The sequence below is a fragment of the Cellulomonas sp. RIT-PI-Y genome, assembly GCF_025642745.1.
Taxonomy (GTDB): domain Bacteria; phylum Actinomycetota; class Actinomycetes; order Actinomycetales; family Cellulomonadaceae; genus Cellulomonas.
On record NZ_JANZKP010000037.1, the window covers coordinates 1 to 23909 of the forward strand.

A 23909-nucleotide genomic window follows, 5' to 3' on the forward strand; every position below is an offset into this window, starting at 1 on the left:
CTCGCCGCGCTCCCCGTGGGTCCGGCGGCCGAGGGGTGGGACAACGTCACGATCCCGCTCGGCGACACCCTGGCGATCCGGCTCCCGCGCCGGACGGAGGGCGTCGAGCTGATCCGCAACGAGCAGCGCTGGCTCCCCCGCCTCGCGGCGCACAGCCCATTGCCGATCCCGGCGCCGCTCCGCACCGGGACGGCGACCCCGGACTACCCCTGGCCGTGGAGCGTGGTGCCGTGGTTCGAGGGCGAGACGGCCGCGTCGCGACCGGTCGGGTCCCGAGCGGGATGGGCGACGACCTTGGCGGAGGCGCTCGGGGCGCTCCACGCGATCGAGGCACCGTCGGACGCACCGCGGAACCCGGTCCGGGGCGGTGATCTGCACGGGCGGGAGACCGCGCTGACCGAGCGGGTGCGGGCGGGGCATCTGGACGACCTGGTGCCGGACGCACGGGATCGCGCGGCGGAGCTCTGGCGCCGGGCGGTGACCGCCCCCCGCTGGCCGCACGCCCCGCGTTGGGTGCACGGCGACCCCCATCCCGCGAATCTGCTGGTCCGTGGCGGACGGCTCGTGGCGCTGCTCGACTTCGGGGACATGACCGCCGGCGACCCGGCCTGCGATCTGGCGACCGCTTGGCTGACCTTCGACCACGACGGTCGTGACGCGTTCCGGTCCCGGACCGACCCGGCGGACGACCCGGCGTTGTGGGATCGCGCGGCGGGGTGGGCGCTGGTGATGGCATCGGCGATGTGCGCCCACTCCGACGACGACCCGGTGATCGGCACGATCGGCCGGCACGCGGTGCGGGAACTGCTGCGCTGACCCGCGGACGTCACCGCGCCACGGGGACGGGCCGGATCATCCCCCCGGACGGACGCCGACCAGCACCGCCACGCTGGCCCGCAGTCGCCGCTCGGCGGCCCCCGCGGTCGCCCGCCCGGCCGTGACCTCCGCAGCGGCGGCGTGCATCAGGGCGGAGACCGCCACCACGAGCCACTCCTCGTCCTCCTCCGGCACCCGCCCGGTCACGCACCGGTGCACCACCCCCGCCAGCCGGTCGGTCACCGGCTGGTGCAGGGCGTCCACCCGGTCGGCGGGCAGCACCCGGCAGGCGGCCTCGACGGCGGCGTGCCCGTCGGCGAGCACGGTCCAGGTGGCGGCGACCAGGCGGTCGAGCGCCTCGGCGGGCGCGGCGTCCAGGTCCAGGTCGCCCAACACCCGGTCGGCTCGGCCGAGCGCCTGGTCGAGGACGGCCAGCACCAGGTCGGTGCGGGTCGGGAAGTGGCCGTGCAGGGTGACCCGGCCGACCCCGGCGGCGACGGCGATCTGGGTGACCGTGGCGGAGGGGTCGGTGCGGAACAGCTCCAGTGCGGCGTCCAGCACGGCCTGGCGGTTCCGGCGGGCATCGGCCCGGAGAGTGGGGTCCTTCACCCACACAGGGTAACTCGAACACCGATGTTCGGGTTATCTTGAAAGCCGACGTTCAACTTATCTCGGAGGAACCCATGAACACCGTCCTGGTCCTCGGCGGTTACGGTGCGGTCGGAGCCCACCTGACCACCGCCCTGCGTGCCCGTGGCCATCGCGCCCTCACCGCGGGACGCGACCGCAGCCGCGCCGACGTCCCGCTGGACATGACCGACCGCACCGCCTTGACCGCGGCCGTCGCCGAGGTGGACGCGGTGGTCAACGGCACCGGACTGGAGGACCCCGCACTGATCGCCGCCATCGCGGCGACCGGGACCCCGGTGGTCGAGGTCAGCGCGGACACCGGTTACCTGGCGGAGCTGGAACGGTCGGACCCGGCCGCGCCCGTGCTGCTCAGCGTCGGCATCGCGCCGGGGCTGACCAATCTGATGGCGCACGCGGTGCACGAGCGCGACCCCGGCACCGGTCCGCTGGACATCGCCATCGTGCTGGGCACCGGGGAGGAGCACGGCGCGGCCGCGTCCGCCTGGACCTACGGGCTGCTGGGCCGGGAGTTCACCGACCCGGACGGCACCCGGCTGCGCAACCTGGTCGTCGGGGACCGCTTCGACCTGGACGGGCGCAGCCGACGGCTGTACCGGACCGACTTCTCCGACCAGCACACCGAGACCCGGCTGCTGGGCCGCCCGGTGCGCAGCTGGTTCGGGATGGACACCACCTGGGCCACGACGTCGCTGGCCCTGCTGGCCCGGATGCCCGCACTCACCCGGCTGATGCCCGGCAACCCGCACTTCCCGGGCAGCGACCGCTGGCTGCTCCAGGTGCGGGACGCCACCGGCCCGCGGGTGACGATGACGGGCCACGGCCAGTCGGCGGCGACCGCGGCGGTCAGCGCCCGAGCGGTCGAGCTCGCGATCGGACTGGCCCCCGGCGTGCATCACCTGCCGGAGGTGACCTCCCTGTCCGCGATCTCGGAGGACTTCCCCGTGCGCTGGCACTGAGTCCGAGCTCAGACCCGGCGGACCCGCAGCAGGCGACGGGACGCGAGCAGCAGGCCGCCGACCGCGATCGCGGATCCCCCGAACAGCAGAGCGCTCCCCAGGTCGGATCCGCTCTGGGCGAGGCGCGGCACACCGCCCTCCGATCCGGGGTCCCCGGGAACCGGCGTCGGGTCAGGAACCGGCGTCGGGCCAGGATCCGGGCCGGGGCCCGGTGCGGGTGCTGCCGCCACGGTCACCGCCGCGGTGGCCGTCACCGCCGAGCCGAGACAGTTGGCGAAGATCGCACGGAACTCGGTGTCCGCACCGACCTGCGCGGTCAGGTCGGTGGCGGTGGCCCCGGGCACGTCGACCCAGTCCGCACCGGCCCCGCGCTGCTGCCACTGCACCGTCGGGACGTCGTCGCCGGCGGCCGCGGCGGTCAACGTCACCACACCGCCGCCGACCGGGAGTTCCGCACCGTCGGGGTCGGCGGTCACGACCGGCGCACTGCCGTAGGTGAACCCCTGCGGGGTGCTGAGAGTGCGGGACTGACCGAACTGGGTGTACTCCGCGACCACGTCCACGGTGCCGCACCCCTGGGGCGGGGTGGTCGCGGCCCAGCCGTCCGCCCCGAGGTCGAGGTCGGTCCCCGCCACCTGCCCGAACAGCACCGAGGTCAGGGCCCGGTCGCCGGCGATCACCCGGACCGGCACCCGCGCGGTGGTCTGCGTGCCGTCACCGAGCTCGCCGGAGGTGTTCCGGCCCCAGGCGTAGAGCTGCCCGTCGGACCCGAAGGCGACAGCGTGGTAGTAGTTCGCGCTGGTCCCGGTCAGGGCGACGCCCGCCGGGGCCCGGACCACGACCGGGACGCCGGACCCCGCGAGCCCGCCGGTGCCCAGCTGGCCGTACACGTTGCTGCCCCAGCTGTAGGTGCCACCGTCCGATCCGGTCGCGACGGTGAACTCGTTGCCGACGGAGATCGCGCCCAACGTGATGCCGTCCGGGACCAGCACCAGGACCGGGACCGAGGAGTTGGTGGTCGTCCCGTCGCCCAGCGTGCGGGCGGAGTTCCGCCCCCAGGCGTAGGTCTGTCCGTCCGAACCCGTCGCCACCACGAAGCTCCCGCCCGCCTGCACCGAGGTGAACGTCACCCCGGCCGGTGCCTGCACCGCCACCGGGACGGTGGCCGTGGTCGTGGTGCCGTCACCCAGCTGGCCGTAGGCGTTCGACCCCCAGGCGTAGGCGGCGCCGTCGGATCCGAGGGCGACGGTGAAGTTGCCTCCCGCGCTCACCGCGGTGAAGGTCACCCCGCTGGGCGCCTGGACCGGGACCGGCACCGCTGAGTCGTTCCCGGTGCCGTCGCCGAGCTGGCCGGCGTTGTTCGCACCCCAGGCGTAGGTGATGCCGTCCGAACCGAGGCCCACGCCGTGCGCCACCCCGGCACTGATCGCCGTCAGCGTCACGCCCGGTGGGGTCTGGACCCGGACCGGCACCGGGTAGTTCGCGGTGCTGCCGTCGCCGAGGCTGCCGCCGACGTTCTGCCCCCAGGCGTAGCCCGACCCGTCGGAGCCCAGCGCGAGGGTGAACGTCTGGCGCCCGCTCAGGGCGTCGAGCACGACCCCGTCGGGCACGACGACCTCGACGGGCGTGACGGAATCGGCGGTGCCGCCGTCACCGAGCTGGCCGACGTCGTTGCGGCCCCAGGCGTAGCTCCGTCCCGCCGACGTGGTCACCACGGTGTACTGCAGGCCGCCGGAGATCGCCGTGACCGCCTCGTCCGGCAGGGGATCGGGGACCCGGGTCCCGCCCGCGGTCGGGCCGCTGTCCGGGGTGACGGCGACGGCCCCGGGGACCGACCAGAACAGGGCGGTGCCGATGCCGATCGTCACGGTCGCAGCAGCCAGGGAACGTCGGATCGGTCGCACGAGCACCTGTGGTTTCGGTCGATATCTCCGCATTGTTCGGTCGGGAGCATCGTGAGGCCTGTCACACCGCACGGCAACCGCTCCGCTCGGGACGCCGGACACCACGACGCCCCGGCCCCGAACGGGGACCGGGGCGTCGTGGCTCAGCTCAGCTCGCGACCAGCGACCGCAGCACGTACTGCAGGATGCCGCCGTTGCGGTAGTAGTCCGCCTCGCCCGGGGTGTCGATCCGGACCACGGCGTCGAACTCGACGACCCCGCCGTCCGCCTTCACGGCCTTGACCGCGACCGTCCGCGGGGTGGTGCCGTCGTTCAACTCCTCGATCCCGGTCAGGTCGAAGGTCTCGGTGCCGTCCAGGCCGAGCGAGTCCGCGGACTCCCCCGCCGGGAACTGCAGCGGGAGCACGCCCATGCCGATCAGGTTGGACCGGTGGATCCGCTCGAAGGACTCGGTGATGACCGCCTTGACGCCCAGCAGCGCGGTGCCCTTGGCGGCCCAGTCGCGGGACGACCCGGACCCGTACTCCTTGCCGCCCAGGATCACCAGCGGCACGGAGGCGTCGGCGTAGGCCTGCGCGGCGTCGTAGATCGAGGTCTGCTCGCCGGTCAGGTGGTTGACGGTGAAGCCGCCCTCGACGCCGGGCACCAGCTGGTTGCGCAGCCGGATGTTGGCGAAGGTGCCGCGGATCATCACCTCGTGGTTGCCGCGACGGGAGCCGTAGGAGTTGAAGTCCCGGCGCTCGACGCCGTGCTCGGCCAGGTAGACGCCCGCGGGGCTGTCGGCCTTGATCGAGCCGGCGGGGCTGATGTGGTCGGTGGTGACCGAGTCGCCGAGCTTGGCCAGTACCCGGGCACCGGTCACGTCGGTCACCGGCGACGGCTGGGCGGCCATGCCGTCGAAGTACGGGGGCTTGCGGACGTAGGTGGACTCGCCGTCCCACTCGAAGGTGTCGCCCTCCGGGGTCTCCAACGCACGCCAGCGCTCGTCGCCGGAGAACACGTCGGCGTAGTCGGCCTCGAACATCGACCGGTCGATGCTGGCGTCGATGGTGGCCTGCACCTCCTCGGGGGTGGGCCAGATGTCCTTCAGGAAGACCGGGGTCCCGGCCTCGTCGGTGCCCAGCGGCTGGCTCTCGAAGTCGAAGTCCATCGTCCCGGCCAGTGCGTAGGCGATCACCAGCGGCGGCGAGGCGAGGTAGTTCATCTTCACGTCCGGGTTGATCCGGCCCTCGAAGTTCCGGTTGCCGGAGAGCACGGACACCACCGAGAGGTCGTGCTCGTTCACCACGTCGGACACCTCCTGCGGCAGCGGGCCGGAGTTGCCGATGCAGGTGGCGCAGCCGTAGCCGACCAGGTGGAAGCCCAGCTTCTCCAGGTAGGGCCAGAGGCCGGCCTTCTCGTAGTAGTTGGTGACGACCTGCGACCCCGGGGCCATCGAGGTCTTCACCCACGGCTGCGAGGCCAGACCGCGCTCGACGGCCTTCTTGGCCAGCAGGGCGGCGGCCAGCATGACCGACGGGTTGGAGGTGTTGGTGCAGGAGGTGATCGAGGCGATCACGACCGCGCCGTGGTCCAGCTCGGTCTGCGTGCCGGAGGAAAGGGTCACCGGGACCCGCTTGTGCGGACGGCGGGCGGCGTCCCCGTGCGCGTGGGTCGGCGCGTCGGAGGCATCGGTGTGCTCACCCGCGGCGATCGGGTCGGAGGCGGGGAAGGTCTCGTCCACCGACTCGTCCAGACCGGAGAGCCCCTTGAACGGCGCGGCCTCGTCGTCGGAGACGTAGTCCAGGATCGACCCGGCGAAGGAGTCCTTGGCGTCCGACAGCTCGATCCGGTCCTGCGGGCGCTTGGGCCCGGCGATGGACGGGACGACGGTCGACAGGTCCAGCTCCAGGTACTCGGAGTAGACCGGCTCACGGGAGGCGTCGTGCCAGAGACCCTGCTCCTTGGCGTAGGACACGACCAACGCGAGCTGCTGCTCGGACCGGCCGGTCAGGCGCAGGTAGTCGAGGGTGACGTCGTCGATCGGGAAGATCGCACAGGTGGAGCCGAACTCCGGGGACATGTTCCCGATGGTGGCCCGGTTGGCCAGCGGCACGGCCGCCACGCCGTCGCCGTAGAACTCGACGAACTTGCCGACCACGCCGTGCCGGCGCAGCTGCTCGGTGATGGTGAGCACCACGTCGGTGGCGGTGACTCCCGAGGGGATCTGACCGGAGAGCTTGAAGCCGACCACCCGCGGGATCAGCATCGACACCGGCTGGCCCAGCATGGCCGCCTCCGCCTCGATGCCGCCGACGCCCCAGCCGAGCACGCCCAGGCCGTTGACCATGGTGGTGTGCGAGTCGGTGCCGACACAGGTGTCCGGGTAGGCACGGAGCACGGAACCGTCCGCGGTGTCGACGGAGCGGGTCATGATGCCGCGGGCCAGGTACTCGATGTTGACCTGGTGCACGATGCCGGTGCCCGGCGGGACGACCTTGAAGTCGTCGAAGGCGGTCTGGCCCCAGCGCAGGAACTGGTAACGCTCGTGGTTGCGCTGGTACTCGATCTCGACATTGCGCTGGAACGCGTCCTGCCGGCCGAAGACGTCGATCTGCACCGAGTGGTCGATCACCAGCTCGGCGGGCGCCAGCGGGTTGATCCGGGTCGGGTCACCGCCGAGGTCGGCCATCGCCTCGCGCATGGTGGCCAGGTCGACGACGCACGGCACACCGGTGAAGTCCTGCATGATCACGCGGGCCGGGGTGAACTGGATCTCGGTGTCCGGGTCGGCCTGCGGGTCCCAGGCGGCCAGCGCCCGGATGTGGTCCGCGGTGATGTTCGCGCCGTCCTCGGTGCGCAGCAGGTTCTCCGCGAGGATCTTCAGGCTGTACGGCAGGCGCTCGACGCCCTCGACCGCGTCCAGTCGGAAGATCTCGTACTCCGTGTCGGCGACCTGAAGCCGGGCCTTCGACCCGAAGCTGTCCACGCTGGTCACAGTGACTCCTTCATGGCGAGTCGGGCCGTTGGGGGCGACCCGTGCTGCTCGTTGCAGCGAAGTATCTTGACGTCAAGATACATCCTACCCCGCCGCGTCGCGCGGCAGGTCATCGAGCGTGCACGAATGCGGCGTTCCCGCGCCGGGAGGCCGGCATTCGTGCACTCTCGGCCGTCAGTCGCGGTGCTCGGCGGCGCGGCGCTCGCGTTCGACGGCCTTGGCGTGCTGGCGCGGGTCGTAGTCGGGAGTGCCCTGCTTGTGCAGTTCCTCACTGGCCCGGCGACTGGCCTCGGCCACCCGGCGCACGGCCTCGGCGGCGGACTCGTGCTGTTCGGTCATCGCGCAGCTCCCTCGCTCGGGGCCGGCCCTCGGACGGGCCCGGCCCTGTCGGACCACGCTAGACCGGCCGCCCGTCCGCCGCAGACCGTGACGCCACTCGCCGCGCGCTCACCACGGTTCACCGCGTGAGGACCGCGACCGCCTCCACGTGATGGGTCATCGGGAACAGGTCGTAGCCCTGCACGTCCTCGAGCTGGTACCCCTCCTCGGCGAGGTACGCCACGTCCCGGGCCAGCGCGGCCGGGTCGCAGGCGACGTAGACGATCCGGCCAGGGTCGAGCGCGGTCATCGACCGGACCACGTCCCGGCCGGCACCCACCCGCGGCGGGTCCAGGACGATCGCGTCCACCGAGTCCCACGCACCCAGGGTGCCCAGCACCGCGCCGACGTCGCCCTGGTGCAGCTCGATCTGCGGACGGTCGTGGGCGTTGCGACGGGCGTCCTTCACCGCGCGGGCATCGCCCTCGACGGCGATCACCCGGCCGGACTCCCCCACCCGATCGGCCAGCGGCAGGGTGAACAGCCCCGCACCGGAGAACAGGTCCAGCACCACGGCACCCGCGTCCACGCCACCGACCCCGGCCAGCACCGCGTCGACCAGCGCGGCCGGCGCCTGCCGGTGCACCTGCCAGAATCCGGCGGCGGCCACCCGGTACTGCCAGTCCCCGACCACCTCGCGCACCGCGGCGCGCGCGTTCGGCCGCGGGTCGACCCTGCCCTTGCGCAGGTCGAAGGGCTGACCGTCGACCAGCACGATCGGGGCGTCACCGTTCGCCGGGGCCACCGCGTCGACGGTCACGCCCGCGGTCCACCGGCGCTCCAGCAGTCCCAGCTCGGCGACGGCGTCACTCATCAGCGGCATCGACGTCAACGGCTGCACGTCGTGCGAACGGAACCTCCGCATGCCCAGCCGGCCCTCGGGATCGGCGACGAAGGACACCCGGGTCCGCCAGCCCAGACCGGAGTCGCCGGGCATGGCCTCGACCGGCGCCTCGCGGTCGATCCTGGCCAGCCGGGACAGCTGCTCGGTCAGCACCGCGGACTTCCAGGCGCGCTGGGCGTCCAGCCGGACGTGCGCCAGCTCGCCGCCGCCGACCCCGCCCGGACCCGCCTCCGGCCACACCGAGTCGACCCGGTCGGCGGAGGCGTCCAGCACCTCGACGGCGTCGGCGCGCCAGAACTTCGGGCCGGTCTCGGTCACCCGGACCCGGACCCGCTCGCCGGGCAGCGCGTGCCGGACGAAGACCACCCGGCCGTCCGCCATCCGGGCGACGCAGTGCCCGCCGTGCGCGATCGGGCCGACCTCGATCTCGATCAGCTCGGCCGGCACGGGCTCGGCCGAGACCTTCCGCCTGCGGTCAGAGACCCCGACTCGTCGTCCTGCGGACATGCTCCTCCATCCCGGTCTGCCCCTGCGTGGACGACAGCTGCCAGGGCACCGACGCCACCACCACGCCGGGGGTGAACAGTAAGCGGCCCTTCAGCCGCAACGCGCTCTGGTTGTGCAGGATCTGCTCCCACCAGTGCCCGACCACGTACTCGGGGATGTACACGACGACCAGGTCGCGCGGGCTCTCCCGGCGGACCGATCGCACATAGGTGATCACCGGCCGGGTGATCTCCCGGAACGGCGAATCCAGCACCCGAAGCGGCACCGGAAGGTCCATCCTCTCCCATTGCGCGCGCAGGTCGGCCGCGTCCTCCCCGTCGACCGCCACGGTCAGCGCCTCCAGCACCTGCGGCCGGGAGGCCCGGGCGTAGGCGATCGCGCGCATGGTCGGCCGGTGCAGGTGCGAGACCAGCACGATGGCGTGCACCCGGCTGGGCAGCGCCTTCGCGGCGGCCTCGTCGTCCAGCGCCAGCTCGTCGCGGACCGTGTCGTAGTGCTTGCGGATCGCCCGCATCACGACGAACACGATCACCATCGCCAGGATCGCGATCCACGCGCCGTGGGTGAACTTGGTCAGCAGCACGATCAGCAGCACGGTGGCGGTCATCCCGAAGCCGACCGCGTTGATCACCCGGGAGCGGCCCATCTGCTGGCGCTTCTTCGGGTCCGGCTCGGTGCGCAGCTCGCGGGTCCAGTGCTTCACCATGCCCAGCTGGGACAGGGTGAAGGAGACGAACACCCCGACGATGTAGAGCTGGATCAGCCGGGTCACCTGGGCGTCGAAGGCCAGGATCAGCGCGATCGCGCCCGCCGCCAGCGTGATGATGCCGTTGCTGAACGCCAGCCGGTCGCCCCGGGTGTGCAGCTGCCGGGGCAGGAAGCCGTCCTTGGCCAGGATCGACCCGAGGACCGGGAAGCCGTTGAACGCGGTGTTGGCGGCCAGCACCAGGATCAGGCCGGTGACGACCGCGACCAGGTAGAAGGCCGGCGGGAAGCTGTGGAAGATCGTCTGCGCCAGCTGGCCGATCACCGGGTCCTGCACGTAGTCGTCGCCGACCAGCTGGCCGTTCGCGCCCATCAGCTGGGTCTGCGGATCCTCGACGTAGTGCACGCCGGTCACCCGCGCCAGCATCAGGATCGACATCATCAGGAAGACCGACAGACCGCCGAGCAGCAGCAGGGTGGTCGCGGCGTTCTTGGACTTCGGCTTGCGGAACGAGGGCACCCCGTTGCTGATCGCCTCGACACCGGTCAGGGCTGCCGACCCGGAGGCGAAGGCCCGCAGCACCAGGAACGCCCCGGCGATGCCGACCAGGCCCTGCTCCATGCCGTCCTGCGGCACGATCGTCAGATCCGCGCTCTCCGCCATCTGCAGGTCGCCGGTCAGGTACTGCACGAAGCCGAAGATCGCCGTGCCGCCGACCGCCAGCATGTAGAGGTACACCGGCACCGCGAACGCCCGGCCGGACTCCCGCACCCCGCGCAGGTTCGCGATGGTCAGTAGCACCACGATCGTCACCGCGAAGATCGCCTCGTGCCCGCGCAGCGCCGGGATCGCCGCCGCCGCGTACTGGGTCCCCGAGGACACCGACACCGCGACGGTCAGCACGTAGTCCACCAGCAGCGCGGAGGCCACCGTGACACCCGCCTTCGGCCCGAGGTTCACCGTGGCGACCTCGTAGTCGCCGCCGCCGCTCGGGTAGGCGTGCACGTTCTGCCGGTAGGAGGCGATCACGGTCACCATGACCACGACCACCGCCAGACCGACCCACGGCGAGATCACCGTGGCGCCGACGCCCGCCAGCGCGAGGGTCAACAGCACCTCGTCCGGGGCGTAGGCCACCGACGACAGCGCATCCGAGGCGAAGATCGGCAGCGCGATCCGCTTGGGCAGAAGGGTGTGCCCCAAGTTCTCGCTGCGGACCGGTCGGCCCAGCAGCAAACGTTTGGCGGCATCCGCGAGGTCCGGCACGAGGGATCATGCTAGGCCCGCGCGGGGGTGTGCGCGCACGGGCCCGTCGTCCCGGTACATCACACCGGCGGACGGTATAGCGTCCTGCCTCGTGCACTTCGTCATCATGGGCTGTGGCCGCGCCGGCGCCACCCTCGCGCAGTCGTTGGAGAGCCACGGGCACTCCGTCGCGGTGATCGACCAGAACCCGGACTCGTTCCGGCGCCTGGACGCCGACTTCGGCGGGTCCAAGGTGACCGGGCTCGGTTTCGACCGGGACGTGCTCCGGCAGGCCGGGATCGACGACGCCTTCGGCTTCGCGGCCGTGGCCGACGGGGACAACTCGAACATCCTGGCGGCCCGGGTGGCCCGGGAGACGTTCGGGGTGGACAACGTGGTGGCCCGGATCTACGACCCGCACCGCGCGGAGATCTACCAGCGGCTCGGCATCCCCACCGTGGCGACCGTGCGCTGGACCGCGGACCAGGTGCTGCGCCGCCTGCTGCCGATGGGCTCCACCAGCCAGTTCAGCGACGCCTCCGGGCAGATCGTGCTGGCCGAGGCCGACGTGCACCCCGACTGGCGGGGCAAGCCGCTGCGGGTGCTGGAGGAGGCCTCCGGCGCCCGGGTGGCCTATCTGACCCGCTACGGCGACGGTCTGCTCCCCGACGCCCAGACCGTGCTCCAGGAGAACGACATCGTGCATCTGCTGATGCGGACCGACGACCAGGCCGCCGTCGAGCGGACGATCACCGCGGCGCCGGAGGTGTCCGAGTGAGGGTCGTGATCGCGGGGGCGGGCTCGGTGGGCCGCTCGATCGCCAAGGAGCTGCTGGCCAACGGCAACGAGGTCACGCTGATCGACCGGCAGCCCGCCGCGATGCGGGTGGCCCAGGTCGCCGACGCGGACTGGATCCTGGCCGACGCCTGCGAGCTGCCGACGCTGACCGAGGCCCGGATGGACGAGTGCGACGTGGTGGTGGCCGCCACCGGCGACGACAAGGCCAACCTGGTGATCTCGCTGCTGGCCAAGACCGAGTACGGCGTGCCGCGCACGGTGGCCCGGGTGAACAACCCGAAGAACGAGTGGATGTTCGACGAGGCCTGGGGCGTGGACGTCGCGGTCTCCACCCCGCGGATCATGACCGCGATGATCGAGGAGGCCGTGTCGGTCGGCGACCTGGTGCGGATCTTCACCTTCCACCAGTCCGGCGCGGACATCCTGGAGCTGACCCTGCCGGAGGATTCCCCGCTGGTCGGCTCGCTGGTGGGTCAGATCGACTGGCCCGCGGACACCGTGCTGTCCTGCATCGTGCGCGACACCCGGCCGTTCACGCCGACCGCGGACGACACCCTGGAGGGGCGGGACGAGCTGCTGTTCGTCACGGGTCCCGACGGGTCGGAGCAGGAGCTGGCGGCGCTGCTGTCGTCCCGCGCACCAGGATCCAACTGACCCAGAGCACCAGGGCGGTCAGCGGCAGGCCCATCACGAGCTTCGCGGTGCCCAGCCACCCGACCTGGTCGGCCAGGTAGAGCGGGCCCTGCACCACCAGGCGCAGCGCGAACATGCCGACCCACACCCAGCTCGCGGCGGCGAACCGGCGACGCAGCGCGCGGTCCCGGCGCCAGGCCAGGGCCCCGGCCCAGGATCCGCCCTCGTTCAGCGGACCCTCCGGGCGGAACAGGCCGAGCACCAGCCCGACCAGCGGCCAGCCGATCAGGATCGAGACCAGGAACCCGGCCAGGTAGCCGACGTTGACCAGCAGTCCCCAGGCGAAGTAGTCGCTGGCCTCGCCGGTGCGCCAGGCCCAGATCACGCCGACGCCGACGCCGAGCACGCCCGAGAACGCCTGGGTGAGCGGACTGCGCTGCACCAGCCGGGCGACCACCGCGATCACGGCGCAGGCGGCCGCGGCGATCAAGGCCGGCGTCAGCTGCTGCCCGGAGGCGACGAACACCACCACGAACAGCACACCGGGCAGGACGGACTCCACCGCCCCGCGCCAGCCGCCGACCGCCTCCTGCAGGGAGAAGGTCTCCCCGGAGATCGACCGGATACCGGAGCCACCGCCGACGGGCCGCTGGTCCTCGCTCACTCGCCCGGCCGGGGTCGGAGCTCGTACCGCGGGTTGAACATCGACCGGCGGCCCTCGCGGGTGCAGACCAGTCCCTCGACCTTGAGCCGGCGACCGGGCTCGACCCCAGCGATCTCCCGGCGGCCCAGCCAGACCAGCTCGACCGTTCCCGAACCGTCGTAGAGCTCGGCCTCCAGGGCGGGCACGCCCTCGCGCGGGCGCAGCACCACCGAGCGCAGCACGCCGGCCATCTTGACCCGCGTCCGCTCCGGGGCGGCGCCGACCGGCGTGCAACCGGCCGCGCGCACCGCGTCGGCGCGTTCCTCGTCGGCCTCGATCTCGTCCTGCGAGGCGACGGCCTTGCGCAGGGCATCCCGCAGCGTCATGTCAGCGGATCTCCGTGATCTCCGGACCCCGGGTGAGCGGGTCGAACGTGGGGGTGTCGTTCTCGGCCGGAGCCGCGTCGTCCGCCTTCTTCACGTTGGCGTCCGCGTTCGGCAGGGTGAGGGCGAGCAGGTCGCGCGGCGGGCGGGCCTCGCCGTCCCGGACCACCACGGTCCGGCGGTACAGGTCCTCCACCGCGGCGGCGGCCTCCGGGTCGACCGCGGCCCGGCCGGTGACCACGCCGCGCAGGAACCAGCGCGGCCCGTCGACGCCGACGAACCGGGCCGGACGGTGGCCGGTACGCCCCTCCGGGGTGCGCACGGGCAGCCGGGCGAGCAGCTCACGGCCGAACGGGCCGGGCAGGTCGTCCACCGAGCCGCCCTGCTTCGTGACCGAGGCGGCGATCTCCTCGCGGATCTCGTCCCAGATCCCGTCGGTGCGCGGGGCGGCGAAGGCCTGCATCTGCAACGTCGACTCGCCCAGGGTCACGGCGACACCGGTGACGGTGCCGGACTTCTTGTCGATCTCCATCCGCAGCGCCATGCCCGGGATGCCGGGCAGCCGCAGGGCGCCCAGGTCGATCCGCGGCCCGGCGGGCACGTCCTCGGTGGCGTCCCAGGGCCCCTGGGAGCGATCGGCGGGGGCGTCCTCGACCGGGGTCTCCTCCTCGGCCGGGGAGTCCTCGGCGTCGGTCGGGACGCCCTCGGCCTCGGTCGCTTCGATCTCCTGCTCGGCGGTGCGATCCTTGGCACCGCGCCGGAATAGCGCCACCTGTGCGTACCTTTCCCGGCGGTGCCCATGTCGCCACGGATCACCCGCCATGTCTGCCGACCGCCCGTAGATCACGGCACGGTCACGGACCACAGTAGTCCGGTCGAACCGCGCGGCCTAGTCGGCCGTCGGGGTGTCCTCACTCGCCCGGTGACCACCGGAGGAGCCGAACCCACCGGTGCCGCGCACCGACTCCGGCAGCTCGTCCACCTCGCGGAACGCCGCCGTCTCCACCCGCTGGATCACCAGCTGGGCGATCCGGTCACCACGGTGCAGCACGATCGAGGTGCGCGGGTCGGTGTTCAGCAGGGTCACCTGGATCTCGCCCCGGTACCCGGCGTCCACGGTGCCCGGCGCGTTCACGATCGTCAGGCCGTGCCGGGCAGCCATCCCGGACCGCGGGTGCACGAAGGCGGCATAGCCCTCGGGCAGCGCGATCGCGATCCCGGTCGGCACCGTGGCCCGCTCCCCCGGCTCGAGGATCAGATCGTTCCGGGTGACCAGGTCGGCACCGGCATCGCCCGGCGTGGCGTAGGCGGGCAGCGGCACCTCCTCGTCCAGGCGGCGGAGCAGGATGTCGACGGTGGGTTCAGTCACGGCCTGGGACCTTACCCTGGTGGGGTGCAGCCGACCCCCGCCCCCGCCCACACCGAGCGCCTCTGGCCCGGACCCGTCGGCTGGCTGATCGCCCTGGGCCTGGCCGGGATGTTCGCGGTCGCGTTCTGGCCGGTGTCGCCGCTGGTCGGGACGATCGCGCTGGCGGTCGCCCTGGTCGCCGCGGTGGCCATGCTGGTGGTCGCGGCGACCCGGGTCACCATCGCGGACGGTGAGCTGCACGCGGGGTCCGCGCACATCCCGGTGGAGCTGCTGCGCGACCCCGTCGCCCTGGACCCCGCCGCGACCCGGGCCGCCCTCGGCCCGGAGCTGGACGCCCGCGCCCACCTGTGCCTGCGCGGCTGGGTGAGGACCGCGGTCAAGGTCACCGTCGACGACCCGGCGGACCCCACCCCCTACTGGGTGATCTCCACCCGGCACCCCGACCGCCTGGTGGCGGCCCTGGACGCGACGACGCCGGCCGCCCCCCGAGAGGGACGACCGGCGTCGTGAGTGGTGCGGGTCAGGCGGCGCACTCGGTGCAGACCGGCTGACCGCCCTTCTCGTAGGCCAGCTGGCTGCGGTGGTGGACCAGGAAGCACTTCGAGCAGGTGAACTCGTCGGCCTGGCGCGGCAGCACCCGGACGGAGAGCTCCTCGCCGGACAGATCCGCGCCGGGGAGTTCGAATCCCTCGGCCGCTTCGGTCTCGTCCTCGTCCACCACGCCCGAGTTCTTGTCGGTGCGCCGGGCCTGGAGCTCCTGCAGCGAGTCCTCGCTGAGGTCCTCCTCGGTCTTGCGCGGGGCGTCGTAGTCGGTTGCCATGGGGTGAGTCACGCTCCGTGTGGTCGAGGTGTCTGGGATGTTGCGGGATCAAGCAACCGAGGGTTCCGTTTGTTCCCGACGGCCCCGGATTGTGCCTCATTTCCGGAAGCGGCGCACGCGTGGCCCGGGGTGTCCGCTCAGGGCTGATCCCGTTCAGGCGTCCCGGTCGGCACCCAGGCTCTCCAGGATCGCGGTCAGGGCGGTCACCGACTCCGCCGCACCCGCCACGGTCATCGCCGTCCCGGCCTCGGCGCCACGCAGTCCGGTGACCGCGCCGCCCGCCTCCCGGACGATCACCTGCCCGGCGGCCAGGTCCCACGGGTTCAGCCCGCGCTCGAAGTAGACGTCCAGCGAGCCCTCCGCGACCCGGCAGAGGTCGAGCGCCGCGGAACCGATCCGGCGGATGTCCCGCACCCGGGGCAGCAGCTCCGCCAGCACCCGGGCCTGCACGGTGCGCCGCTCGACGGTGTAGCCGAAGCCGGTGCCGACCAGACTGGTGGCGAGCGACCGGGACGGGTTGACCCGCAGCGGCTCCCCGTCCCGGGTGGCTCCCTGGCCGCGACCGGCGGTGTAGGTGACGTCCAGCGGCACGGCGTGCACCGCCCCGGCCACCGGCGTCCAGTGCGCGGGATCCGGCTCGCCGACCACCACGCCGACCGAGATCGCGTAGGCGGGCACGCCGTAGAGGTAGTTCACCGTGCCGTCGATCGGGTCCAGCACCCAGGTCACCCCGGTGCTGCCCGGGGTCAGCCCGTCCTCCTCGCCGAGGATCCCGTCACCGGGCCGGTGCTCGGCGATCAGGGCGCGCAGGTGCGCCTCGGCGGCGAGGTCCATCGCGGTGACCGGGTCGACCTCGCTGGACTTGGTCGCGGCGACGTCCACCCGGGCGGGCCGGCCCTCGCGGACCAGGCTCCCGGCGGAACGGGCCAGGTGCTCGGCGAACTCCCGCAGGACACGGATCTGGTCGGGGCTGATCGGCTCGGTCACCCGTCCATCTTGCCCGAGCGGTCCCGCCACGCGTCCAGCCACCGGCGGAACGGACCGTGCACATCCGGCGACGCCGCCTGCTCCGCCCGCTTGCGACCGGCCACGCGGCGGCGGCCGACCGATCCGGCGTCCCCGGCCGCACGCCGCAGGCGCAGGGCACGGGAGGCCGGCAGCGCGGGGCTGCGACTCGACCCGGGCGTGCTGTCCCGGCGCGGGCCGGACAGCGCGGTGGGCGCCTCCAGCCGGAACCGCAGGGACAGCAGCCGCAGGGCCGCCACCGCCACCGCCACCGTGACCTCGGCCGCCACCGTGAGCAGGCCGTTCATCGACGCGAGGGTCAGCGCCACCGCCCCCGCCACCGACGGCACCGCGTACAGCTCCCGGTGGCTGAACACGATCGGCACCTCGCCGGAGAACAGGTCGCGCAGGATCCCGCCGCCCACCCCGGTGATCACCCCGGCGAACACCGACGCCATCGGGCCGACGCCGTGCTCCAGCGCCCTGACCGTGCCCGCGGCGGTGAACAGCCCGAGGGCGGCCGCGTCCAGCACCAGGATCAGCCGGCGCACCCGCCCGAGCCCGAAGTGCAGTGCCCAGGTCACCACCCCGGCCCCGCACGCGGTCGCCACGTAGGGCCACGAGCTGATGCCGACCGGCGGGATCGCACCGATCAGGACGTCACGGATCAGACCGCCGCCGAGCCCCGCCACCCAGGCCAGCACGATGATGCCGAAGATGTCGAAACTCTTGCGCACCGCGGCGAGGCCGCCGGACAGCCCGCACAGGAAGACGCCGAGCAGCTCCAGGGGCAGCTGTCCGGGCAGGGCGAGGTCCACGACCGCCATCCTGTCACCCGGGCGTGTCTCCGCCGGATTCCGGTCCGCCGGTGGCACCCTCGTCGGCGAGGACGGGAGATGTGATGGCTGAGCTGGAGCTGGTCGGGCTGCACGAGGACGGGGAGCACCTGGTCCTGGCGGCCGCCGACGGACAGCGCTACCTCCTGCCCATCGACGACCCGCTGCGCGCCGCGGTCCGCCGCGACCGTCCGCAGCTGGAGCAGATCCGGGCCGAGCGCTCGGGTGCTCCCAGTCCCCGGGAGATCCAGGCGCGGGTGCGGTCCGGGCAGTCGGCGGAGCAGATCGCCGACGAGTCCGGCCTGACGGTCGAGCAGGTGCGCCGGTTCGAGGGACCGGTGATCGCCGAGCGCGAATACCTGGCGCAGCAGGCCCGGGGCACCCGGGTCGGGCGGGACGCCGGTGCACCGGAGCTCGGCGACCTGGTGGTGGACCGGCTCGCCTCGCGCGGCGTGGCCGCCGACAGCATCGTCTGGGACGCCTACCGGCTGCCCGGCCAGGACTGGACCGTGCTGGTGCGCTTCGAGGTCGAGGACGACCAGCGCGAGGCCCGGTGGAGCTTCGACCCGACCGCACGCTCGGTGCACGCCGAGGAGGACGAGGCCCGCTGGCTGTCCGAGACCGAGATCGCCGACGGACCGCTCAGCCGGCGTCGGCACCTGTCCGCGGTCCGCGACACGGCCTTCGACGTGGACGCCGGGGACTCGGTGCGTCCGGTGCTCGCCGCGGTCGACGGCCCGGCCGAGGCCCAGCCCGAGGACGACGCGAGCGACCCGACCCAGGACCTGCTGGACGACCTGCGGGCCCGCCGCGGGCAGCGCCAGACCCTGGACGTCGAGGAGGAGGACGAGGACGGCTTCGACGGCTTCGGCCCGCAGACCGCCTTCGACTTCGGCCTGGAGGTGCCCGAGGCCTCCGACGAGGACGTCCCGGGTGCGCACCCGGTCGACGCCGACCCGGCGGCCCAGGCCCGGGTCTACCCGGTGCCGGTGCGTCCGGCGCCCGAGCCCGCCACGGCCGAGGAGCCGGTGGCCAAGGAGGAGCCGAAGCCCGGTAAGCCGCGTCGCGGCAGGGCCAAGGTGCCGAGCTGGGACGAGATCGTCTTCGGCGCCAAGCCGGAGTAGGGCTCAGTCGTTCAGCAGACCCAGCGTCTGGGGTGAGATCGCCCCGGCGCCGGACACCGTCGCGGTGATCCGCTGCCGGTGGTGGCGGCGGCACAGCACCTCGTAGCTGACCGCGTCCGGGTCGGGCGCCTGCGCGTCGCTGATGTCCCCGATCACGACCTGCTCGCCCTCGACCACCATGACGCCGTGCACCGTGCGCGCGTTGTGGGTGGCCCGGGCACCGCACCAGCACAGGGCCTGCACCTGCAGGGACTCCACCCGGTCGGCGAGCTCCAGCATCCGCGCGGACCCCGGGAACAGCTGCGCCCGGAAGTCGGTGGTGATGCCGAAGGCATAGACGTCGACCTTGAGCTCGTCCACCACGTCGGCCAGCTGGTCGACCTGGGCCGGACTGTAGAACTGGGCCTCGTCGCAGATGAGGAAGTCCACCGCACGGCCGCGGGTCCGGCGGTCGACCACCGCGGCCCAGAAGTCGGTGTCGTCGCGCACCTCGTTGGCGGGCACCGACAGACCCAGCCGGGAGGACAGCCGTGCCTCCCCCGCCCGGTCCTGACGCACCCAGAGCACGCCGTCCCGCCCGCGGGCCTCGTGGTTGTGGTGCATCTGGAGCGCGAGGGTGGACTTGCCGCAGTCCATCGTGCCGCAGAAGAAGACGAGTTCGGCCATCGCGATCAGTCCTGCCAGACGAGCAGCGGCACCCGCAGCTCGGTCGGGGTGAGGGAGCCGTGCACGCCGCGCAGCTCCAGCGACGCGGGGGTCTGGGTGCGGGAGTCGACCACGGTGGCTCGCCCGGCGGTCGCCACCACCAGGTCGCCCACCACCGGCAGCACGTGCTCGGCCACCGGTCCGAACAGGCCGGCGCCGACCGCCTCGTCCCGGGTCAGCACCACGCCGTGCCGTCCGAGGACCTCCTGCCAGCGGTCCCGGACCGCGATCGGGTCGGCATCGGCGTCCAGGTGCAGGTGCAGCGCGCGCGGTTCGCCGGAGGTCATCGGCACCCCCGCCGAGAGGACCGGATCGGTGCCGGCGTCCCAGCGCAGACCGAGGTCGACGTCCACCATGCCGTGGTCGGCGGTGACCAGCACGGTGGTGCCGGGCGGCAGGAGCCGGGCCAGCCGGGCCAGCTCGCCGTCCAGTGTGGAGAGCGCGTCGCCCCACTGCCAGGAACCCCAGCCGTGGTGGTGCCCGGTCTTGTCGACGTCGCCCCAGTACAGATAGACCAACCCCGGGCGGCGCAGCAGCCGGGCCGCGGTGTCCACCCGGTCGGACAGCAGCTCGGCGGACACGTGGTCACCGCCACGCAGGGCCGCCTCGGTCAGCCCGGAGCCATGGAACTTCTTCGGCCCGACCGAGGTCACGGTGACCCCGGCGTCGGCCATCGCCTCCAGCACGGTGGGCTCACGCTGCCAGCTCCGGGCCGGGGGCAGGTCGGTCCAGGAGACCAGGTTCGCCAGGGCACCGGACTCCGGGTTGCGCACGGTGTAGCCCAGCATGGCGGTCCGGCCCGGGGAGGTGCCGGTGCCGAAGGAGCCCATCGACGCGGCGGTGGTGGACGGGTACCCGGCCTGCAGCGCCTTGCTCCCGGTCAGCAGCGACCGCAGGAACGGCGCGTGGCCGGAGCGCTCGGCGAGGTTCTCCTGGCCGAGTCCGTCCACCAGCACGACGCAGACGCGCTCGGTGCGGGGCAGGCCGAGCTGGTCCCGGCGACGCGCGCCGTCCGGCACCTCCACCCCGAGGGCGGCGGCCGCGGCGGGCAGCACCCCGGACAGCGAGCGCCCCCGGTAGTCCGGGAGCATCAGCCCGGAGCGCTCCAGGCGCGCCCGGACGTCCGCGCGGACGGTGCTGGTCATCGGCGCGCGCTGGCGGCGGACAGGCGACGGGCGAAGGCGACGGCCTCACGCACCGCGGTCGCCCCCTCGGCCACGGCACTGACCCGGACCACCACGTCGTCCGGGGTGATCGACCCGGTCATGCCGTGATCGGCCTCGCAGTTCGGGTCCGCGCACTGGGCCGGCTCCAGGTCGATCCGGGACACCGCGCCCCAGCCGATCGCCAGGGTGAGCTCGGCCGGTCCCTCGCCACCGCGATGCTGCTCCGGGGCGCCGATCAGGTGGGTCAGCGCCACCGACCGCAGCTCGGCGAGCGCCACCGACTCGGTGGTCGCGGCAGCGCTGGCCGAGGGGTGCTCGGAGTCGGCCGGGTGGTCGTCCACGTGGGCCACGATCAGCCGGGTCCCGGTCAGCACCAGCACGGTGACGTGCCGGCGCACCTCCGCGGCGTCGAAGGTGGTCTCGGGGTGGACCAGGTGGGCGAGGACGGGCTCGTCGGCGAGCGCGACGTCCAGGACGTCGGCGACCAGATCCGGGTAGTACCCCGCTCGGTCCAGGTCCCGGCGGAGATCGGTGGAGAGGGCAGGCACCCGGGCATCCTCCCACTGCGGGCGGCTCGGCGTCACACCGACTCAGCTGGTCAGTGCCCGGCGCACCCCGTCCGTCCGTGCCGCGGCCGGGCCCACGCTCACCGCCGCACCCAGCACGTACGCGCCGTGCTCGGCCACCACCACCGGGTTCAGCTCCACCGACAGCAGCTCGGGCAGGTCGTCCGCCAGCACGCCGACCCGGGCGAGCACGTCCTCCACCGCGGCGACGTCCAGCAGCGGCAGACCGCGGTAGCCGAACAGCCGGGGCGCGGACCGGGGCGCCCGGACCAGATCGGCCACGTCCACGTCGGTCAGCGGCGGCACCGCGAAGGCGTAGTCGCCGAGCAGGTCGGTGGTGTCCCCCGCCAGCCCGAAGCCCAGCACCGGGCCGTACAGCGGGTCCTCGGCGGTGCGGATCACGCAGGCCACCCCGTGCGGAGCCATCGGCTGCACCTCCAACGGCGCGCGGTCCGGCGTCGTGTCGTGCCCGGCGGCGAGCTCCAGCACCTGGCGCACGTCGGCCCGCAGCTCGGCCGCGTCGTGCACGTCCAGCCGCACCCCGCCCAGGTCGGCCCGGTGCCGCAGGGTGGGCACCGTGGTCTTCAACGCCACCGGCCAGCCCATCCGCTCGGCCGCCGCCACCGCCTCGTCCGCGGTACGCACCGGCTCGGACGGGATCAGGGCGATCCCGGCGCAGCCGAGCAGCTCGGCGATCTGTTCGCGGTCCAGGTCCAGCCGGTCCGGGCGCCCGGCCTCGACGATCCAGCGCTGCACCAGTCGACGGGCCTGCCGGGTGTGCATCTCCGCCGGGTGCACCGCGGTGCCCCGCTCGGCGGAGCGCCAGGCGGCGTAGCGCGCGGCCTGGCCCAGTGCCAGCACGGCGTCCTCCGGCGTGGTGTAGGCCGGCACCGTGCGCAGCACCCCGTCGGGGTCGGGGGCGGTCAGCGCCTCCGCGGCACCGTGCAGTCCGGGCAGGCAGGCCACCGACGTGCGCCCGCTGCCCGCGGCGGCCCGGGCCATCGCCGTGGCCACCCGATCGTCGCGGGGGCCGACGGTGGGCACGTGCACCACGATCACCACCTCTACCCGATCGTCGCCGTACACCCCGGTGAAGGCGGCGTCGATCACCTCCTGCGGCGCTTCCTCCGGCACGATCACCGGCGCGGAGTCCACGCTCAGCCCGGCGGTCGTGGCGGCCTCGGCGACCAGCGCGGCCAACGACCCCGAGGACGCGACCACCGCGGCACGCCGGCCCGGCGGCAGGGGCTGCAGCGCGAACAGCTGGGCGGCCTCCAGCATCTGATGGGTGTTCTCCACCAGCACCACGCCGGACCGCTGGACCACCTCCTCCAGCGTGCGCCGGGAGGCCACCGTGGCCCGCACCGCGTGTCCGGGCGGGACCACGTGCCCGGTGCTGCCGGCCGTGACCACCACCACCGGCTTGCGACGGGCCAGCCGCCGGGCCACCCGGGCGAACTTGCGCGGGTTGCCGATCGACTCCAGGTACAGCGCCACCACGTCGGTGGACTCGTCCTCCTGCCAGAACTGCATCAGGTCGTTGCCGGACACGTCCGCCCGGTTGCCCGCCGACACCAGGTGCGCCAGCCCGAGACCGCGACGGCGCACCGACGCCAGGATGGACACCGCGGTGGCGGCCGACTGGCAGAACAGCCCGATCCGGCCCGGAGGCGGCGGCTCCTCGGCCAGCGAGGCGTTCACCAGCCCGGCCGGGGTGTGGCTGATCAGCCCGTAGGACACCGGCCCGATCACCCGCATTCCCGCGGCGTGCGCCGTGCGCAGCAGCGCCCGGTGCAGGGCCAGCCCGGCCTCGCCCTCCTCGGCGTACCCGCCGGAGAGCACCACCACCGCCCGCACCCCGATCCGGCCCAGTGCGCGCACCGCCAGCACGGTCTGCGCGGCGGGCAGCGCCACCACGGCCAGCTCGACCTCCTGCGGGACGTCCTCCAGCCGGTCCCAGCGACGCACCGCGGGATCGTCGGCGCCCGGGACCGACCCGACCACGTGCAGGTCCACCGGCTCCCCCAGGATCGGCGCCTGCACCGCCCCGGTCCGGGCGCCGATCGGCGGCCGGCGTTCCCCGGCCAGCAACGAGGTCAGCACCCGGCCGGCCCGGCGGGCGTCCAGCGACTCCGGGTCCGCGTCCGCGGCGGCCACCAGCAGGACCCGGCGCGCGGTGAGCAGCCCCTGCACGCTGCGCGCCTCCGCCGACCGCTCCCGGCCCAGCATCACGGCCAGCGACCGCTCGGTCGGGTCGATGTCGAAGGCGACCTGCACCACGCCGTCCTCCAGGCGCTGGCGCAGGGTGAACCCGGCCTCCCGGAACACCGCGATCATCCGGCCGTTCTGCGGCAGCACCTCCGCCACGAACCGGCGGATCCCTCGCTCCCGGGCCGCCGCCGCCAGGTGCTCCAGGAGCACCGAGCCCAGGCCTCGCCCGTGGTGGGCGTCGGCGATGTTGAACGCCACCTCGGCCTCGTCCGGGCCGACCTTGTCGTATCGGGCCACCCCGATGATCGCGTCGTCCTGCGTCACCGCGACCAGGGCCACCCGGTCCCGGTGGTCGACCTGGGTGAACCGGGCCAGGTCCCGCTCCGGCAGCCGTTCCAGGGCCGCGAAGAACCGCAGGAAGATGGACTGCTCGGACTGCGCCACGTGGAAGGCCTGCAACGCGTCGGCGTCGTCGGGCCGGATCGGGCGGATGTGGGTGGTGCTGCCGTCGCGCAGCACCACGTCGGCCTCCCACGCCTCCGGGTACGCCGGGCCGCGGGGATCGGGTCGCACGTCGTCGTCGCTCCCACCCATGCGTACGAGGGTACTGGTGAGGCGTGTCGTGGTGCGGACCTCCGGCCCGGGGAGAGGATGATGGACCGTCCG

At 73.5% G+C, this 23909-nt stretch carries 23 protein-coding genes; 6 read left to right on the forward strand and 17 right to left on the reverse strand.

Features of this window, described 5'->3' with window-relative positions:
- The coding region (locus OGL89_RS11885) for an aminoglycoside phosphotransferase family protein (protein ID WP_263120362.1) at nucleotides 1–816 on the forward strand (816 nt) is incomplete at its 5' end.
- Nucleotides 817–852: 36 nt separating this feature from the next.
- Here OGL89_RS11885 and OGL89_RS11890 read toward each other — a convergent pair.
- Complete coding sequence (locus OGL89_RS11890; protein WP_263120363.1) at nucleotides 853–1425, reverse strand: TetR/AcrR family transcriptional regulator; 573 nt, start codon at nucleotides 1423–1425, stop codon at nucleotides 853–855.
- A gap of 74 nt (nucleotides 1426–1499) precedes the next feature.
- Here OGL89_RS11890 and OGL89_RS11895 point away from each other — a divergent pair, with 74 nt between their 5' ends.
- Nucleotides 1500–2423 carry an NAD-dependent epimerase/dehydratase family protein gene (locus OGL89_RS11895; RefSeq protein ID WP_263120364.1) on the forward strand — a complete coding sequence of 308 codons (924 nt, stop codon included), beginning with the start codon at nucleotides 1500–1502 and terminating at the stop codon, nucleotides 2421–2423.
- Nucleotides 2424–2431: 8 nt separating this feature from the next.
- Here OGL89_RS11895 and OGL89_RS11900 read toward each other — a convergent pair whose 3' ends face one another.
- From OGL89_RS11900 to OGL89_RS11920, 5 genes are all read right to left on the reverse strand, one after another.
- Nucleotides 2432–4291: an RCC1 domain-containing protein gene (locus tag OGL89_RS11900; protein ID WP_263120365.1), complete on the reverse strand. Its 1860-nt coding sequence runs from the start codon at nucleotides 4289–4291 to the stop codon at nucleotides 2432–2434.
- A gap of 184 nt (nucleotides 4292–4475) precedes the next feature.
- A complete protein-coding gene (locus tag OGL89_RS11905) occupies nucleotides 4476–7304 on the reverse strand; it encodes an aconitate hydratase (RefSeq protein ID WP_263120366.1) in 2829 nt (942 codons plus the stop codon).
- A 174-nt stretch (nucleotides 7305–7478) separates the two neighbouring features.
- The gene (locus OGL89_RS11910) at nucleotides 7479–7643 is read right to left on the reverse strand and encodes a translation initiation factor 2 (RefSeq protein ID WP_263120367.1); all 165 of its coding nucleotides are present in this window, start codon (nucleotides 7641–7643) and stop codon (nucleotides 7479–7481) included.
- A gap of 118 nt (nucleotides 7644–7761) precedes the next feature.
- Nucleotides 7762–8973, reverse strand: a complete 1212-nt coding sequence (locus OGL89_RS11915) for a TRAM domain-containing protein (RefSeq protein ID WP_263120368.1) — start codon at nucleotides 8971–8973, stop codon at nucleotides 7762–7764.
- A gap of 28 nt (nucleotides 8974–9001) precedes the next feature.
- Nucleotides 9002–11005: an APC family permease gene (locus OGL89_RS11920; RefSeq protein ID WP_263120369.1), complete on the reverse strand. Its 2004-nt coding sequence runs from the start codon at nucleotides 11003–11005 to the stop codon at nucleotides 9002–9004.
- A 106-nt stretch (nucleotides 11006–11111) separates the two neighbouring features.
- Here OGL89_RS11920 and OGL89_RS11925 point away from each other — a divergent pair, with 106 nt between their 5' ends.
- Together OGL89_RS11925 and OGL89_RS11930 are read left to right on the forward strand one after the other, a co-directional pair.
- Nucleotides 11112–11762, forward strand: a complete 651-nt coding sequence (locus OGL89_RS11925; protein ID WP_263120392.1) for a TrkA family potassium uptake protein — start codon at nucleotides 11112–11114, stop codon at nucleotides 11760–11762.
- A complete protein-coding gene (locus OGL89_RS11930) occupies nucleotides 11759–12436 on the forward strand; it encodes a TrkA family potassium uptake protein (RefSeq protein WP_263120370.1) in 678 nt (225 codons plus the stop codon). Before OGL89_RS11925 ends, OGL89_RS11930 begins: the two co-directional genes overlap by 4 nt.
- Here the strand turns inward: OGL89_RS11930 and OGL89_RS11935 are convergent.
- The 4 genes from OGL89_RS11935 to dut all read right to left on the reverse strand — a co-directional run bounded on the left by OGL89_RS11935 (nucleotide 12366) and on the right by dut (nucleotide 14810).
- Nucleotides 12366–13079, reverse strand: coding sequence for a DUF3159 domain-containing protein (locus OGL89_RS11935; protein WP_263120371.1), 714 nt, complete (start codon nucleotides 13077–13079; stop codon nucleotides 12366–12368). The genes OGL89_RS11930 and OGL89_RS11935 overlap by 71 nt on opposite strands.
- Nucleotides 13076–13444: an OB-fold nucleic acid binding domain-containing protein gene (locus tag OGL89_RS11940; RefSeq protein WP_263120372.1), complete on the reverse strand. Its 369-nt coding sequence runs from the start codon at nucleotides 13442–13444 to the stop codon at nucleotides 13076–13078. Before OGL89_RS11940 ends, OGL89_RS11935 begins: the two co-directional genes overlap by 4 nt.
- Nucleotide 13445: 1 nt before the next feature.
- Nucleotides 13446–14213 (reverse strand): DUF3710 domain-containing protein, encoded by a 768-nt coding sequence (locus OGL89_RS11945; protein WP_263120373.1) that lies wholly within the window; start codon nucleotides 14211–14213, stop codon nucleotides 13446–13448.
- 117 nt (nucleotides 14214–14330) lie between these two features.
- Nucleotides 14331–14810: a dUTP diphosphatase gene (dut, locus tag OGL89_RS11950; RefSeq protein ID WP_263120374.1), complete on the reverse strand. Its 480-nt coding sequence runs from the start codon at nucleotides 14808–14810 to the stop codon at nucleotides 14331–14333.
- Nucleotides 14811–14834: 24 nt separating this feature from the next.
- On the opposite strand from dut, the gene OGL89_RS11955 reads away from it, so the two are divergent.
- Complete coding sequence (locus OGL89_RS11955) at nucleotides 14835–15320, forward strand: DUF3093 domain-containing protein (RefSeq protein ID WP_263120375.1); 486 nt, start codon at nucleotides 14835–14837, stop codon at nucleotides 15318–15320.
- 10 nt (nucleotides 15321–15330) lie between these two features.
- Here the strand turns inward: OGL89_RS11955 and OGL89_RS11960 are convergent, their stop codons facing one another.
- The 3 genes from OGL89_RS11960 to OGL89_RS11970 form a co-directional block, all read right to left on the reverse strand.
- Entirely contained in the window at nucleotides 15331–15630 is a 300-nt protein-coding gene (locus OGL89_RS11960) for a DUF4193 domain-containing protein (protein ID WP_263120376.1), read from the reverse strand.
- Nucleotides 15631–15783: 153 nt separating this feature from the next.
- Complete coding sequence (locus OGL89_RS11965; RefSeq protein WP_263120377.1) at nucleotides 15784–16617, reverse strand: inositol monophosphatase family protein; 834 nt, start codon at nucleotides 16615–16617, stop codon at nucleotides 15784–15786.
- On the reverse strand, nucleotides 16614–17462 hold the full coding sequence (locus OGL89_RS11970; protein ID WP_263120378.1) for a TRIC cation channel family protein: 849 nt from the start codon (nucleotides 17460–17462) through the stop codon (nucleotides 16614–16616). The genes OGL89_RS11965 and OGL89_RS11970 overlap by 4 nt, the downstream gene beginning before the upstream one ends.
- A gap of 74 nt (nucleotides 17463–17536) precedes the next feature.
- On the opposite strand from OGL89_RS11970, the gene sepH reads away from it, so the two are divergent.
- Nucleotides 17537–18595: a septation protein SepH gene (sepH, locus tag OGL89_RS11975; RefSeq protein ID WP_263120379.1), complete on the forward strand. Its 1059-nt coding sequence runs from the start codon at nucleotides 17537–17539 to the stop codon at nucleotides 18593–18595.
- Between the two features lie 3 nt (nucleotides 18596–18598).
- Here the strand turns inward: sepH and OGL89_RS11980 are convergent, their stop codons facing one another.
- Genes OGL89_RS11980 through OGL89_RS11995 form a run of 4 tightly spaced genes read right to left on the reverse strand, consistent with a single transcriptional unit; the run spans nucleotide 18599 to nucleotide 23837 of the window.
- Nucleotides 18599–19261: a thymidine kinase gene (locus OGL89_RS11980; RefSeq protein ID WP_263120380.1), complete on the reverse strand. Its 663-nt coding sequence runs from the start codon at nucleotides 19259–19261 to the stop codon at nucleotides 18599–18601.
- Between the two features lie 5 nt (nucleotides 19262–19266).
- Nucleotides 19267–20445 (reverse strand): nucleotide pyrophosphatase/phosphodiesterase family protein, encoded by a 1179-nt coding sequence (locus tag OGL89_RS11985; protein ID WP_263120381.1) that lies wholly within the window; start codon nucleotides 20443–20445, stop codon nucleotides 19267–19269.
- Nucleotides 20442–21014 carry a DUF5998 family protein gene (locus OGL89_RS11990; protein WP_263120382.1) on the reverse strand — a complete coding sequence of 191 codons (573 nt, stop codon included), beginning with the start codon at nucleotides 21012–21014 and terminating at the stop codon, nucleotides 20442–20444. Before OGL89_RS11990 ends, OGL89_RS11985 begins: the two co-directional genes overlap by 4 nt.
- A 42-nt stretch (nucleotides 21015–21056) precedes the next feature.
- Nucleotides 21057–23837 carry a GNAT family N-acetyltransferase gene (locus OGL89_RS11995; RefSeq protein WP_263120383.1) on the reverse strand — a complete coding sequence of 927 codons (2781 nt, stop codon included), beginning with the start codon at nucleotides 23835–23837 and terminating at the stop codon, nucleotides 21057–21059.
- Nucleotides 23838–23909: the final 72 nt, after the last annotated feature.

Coding starts and splice junctions, on each gene's coding strand:
- OGL89_RS11895 (WP_263120364.1), top strand. CDS start 1,500: ATGAACACCGTCCTGGTCCTCGGCGGTTACGGTGCGGTCGGAGCCCAC.
- OGL89_RS11910 (WP_263120367.1), bottom strand. CDS start 7,643: ATGACCGAACAGCACGAGTCCGCCGCCGAGGCCGTGCGCCGGGTGGCC.
- OGL89_RS11925 (WP_263120392.1), top strand. CDS start 11,112: ATGGGCTGTGGCCGCGCCGGCGCCACCCTCGCGCAGTCGTTGGAGAGC.
- OGL89_RS11940 (WP_263120372.1), bottom strand. CDS start 13,444: ATGACGCTGCGGGATGCCCTGCGCAAGGCCGTCGCCTCGCAGGACGAG.
- OGL89_RS11960 (WP_263120376.1), bottom strand. CDS start 15,630: ATGGCAACCGACTACGACGCCCCGCGCAAGACCGAGGAGGACCTCAGC.
- OGL89_RS11970 (WP_263120378.1), bottom strand. CDS start 17,462: ATGGCGGTCGTGGACCTCGCCCTGCCCGGACAGCTGCCCCTGGAGCTG.
- sepH (WP_263120379.1), top strand. CDS start 17,537: ATGGCTGAGCTGGAGCTGGTCGGGCTGCACGAGGACGGGGAGCACCTG.
- OGL89_RS11980 (WP_263120380.1), bottom strand. CDS start 19,261: ATGGCCGAACTCGTCTTCTTCTGCGGCACGATGGACTGCGGCAAGTCC.
- OGL89_RS11985 (WP_263120381.1), bottom strand. CDS start 20,445: ATGACCAGCACCGTCCGCGCGGACGTCCGGGCGCGCCTGGAGCGCTCC.
- OGL89_RS11995 (WP_263120383.1), bottom strand. CDS start 23,837: ATGGGTGGGAGCGACGACGACGTGCGACCCGATCCCCGCGGCCCGGCG.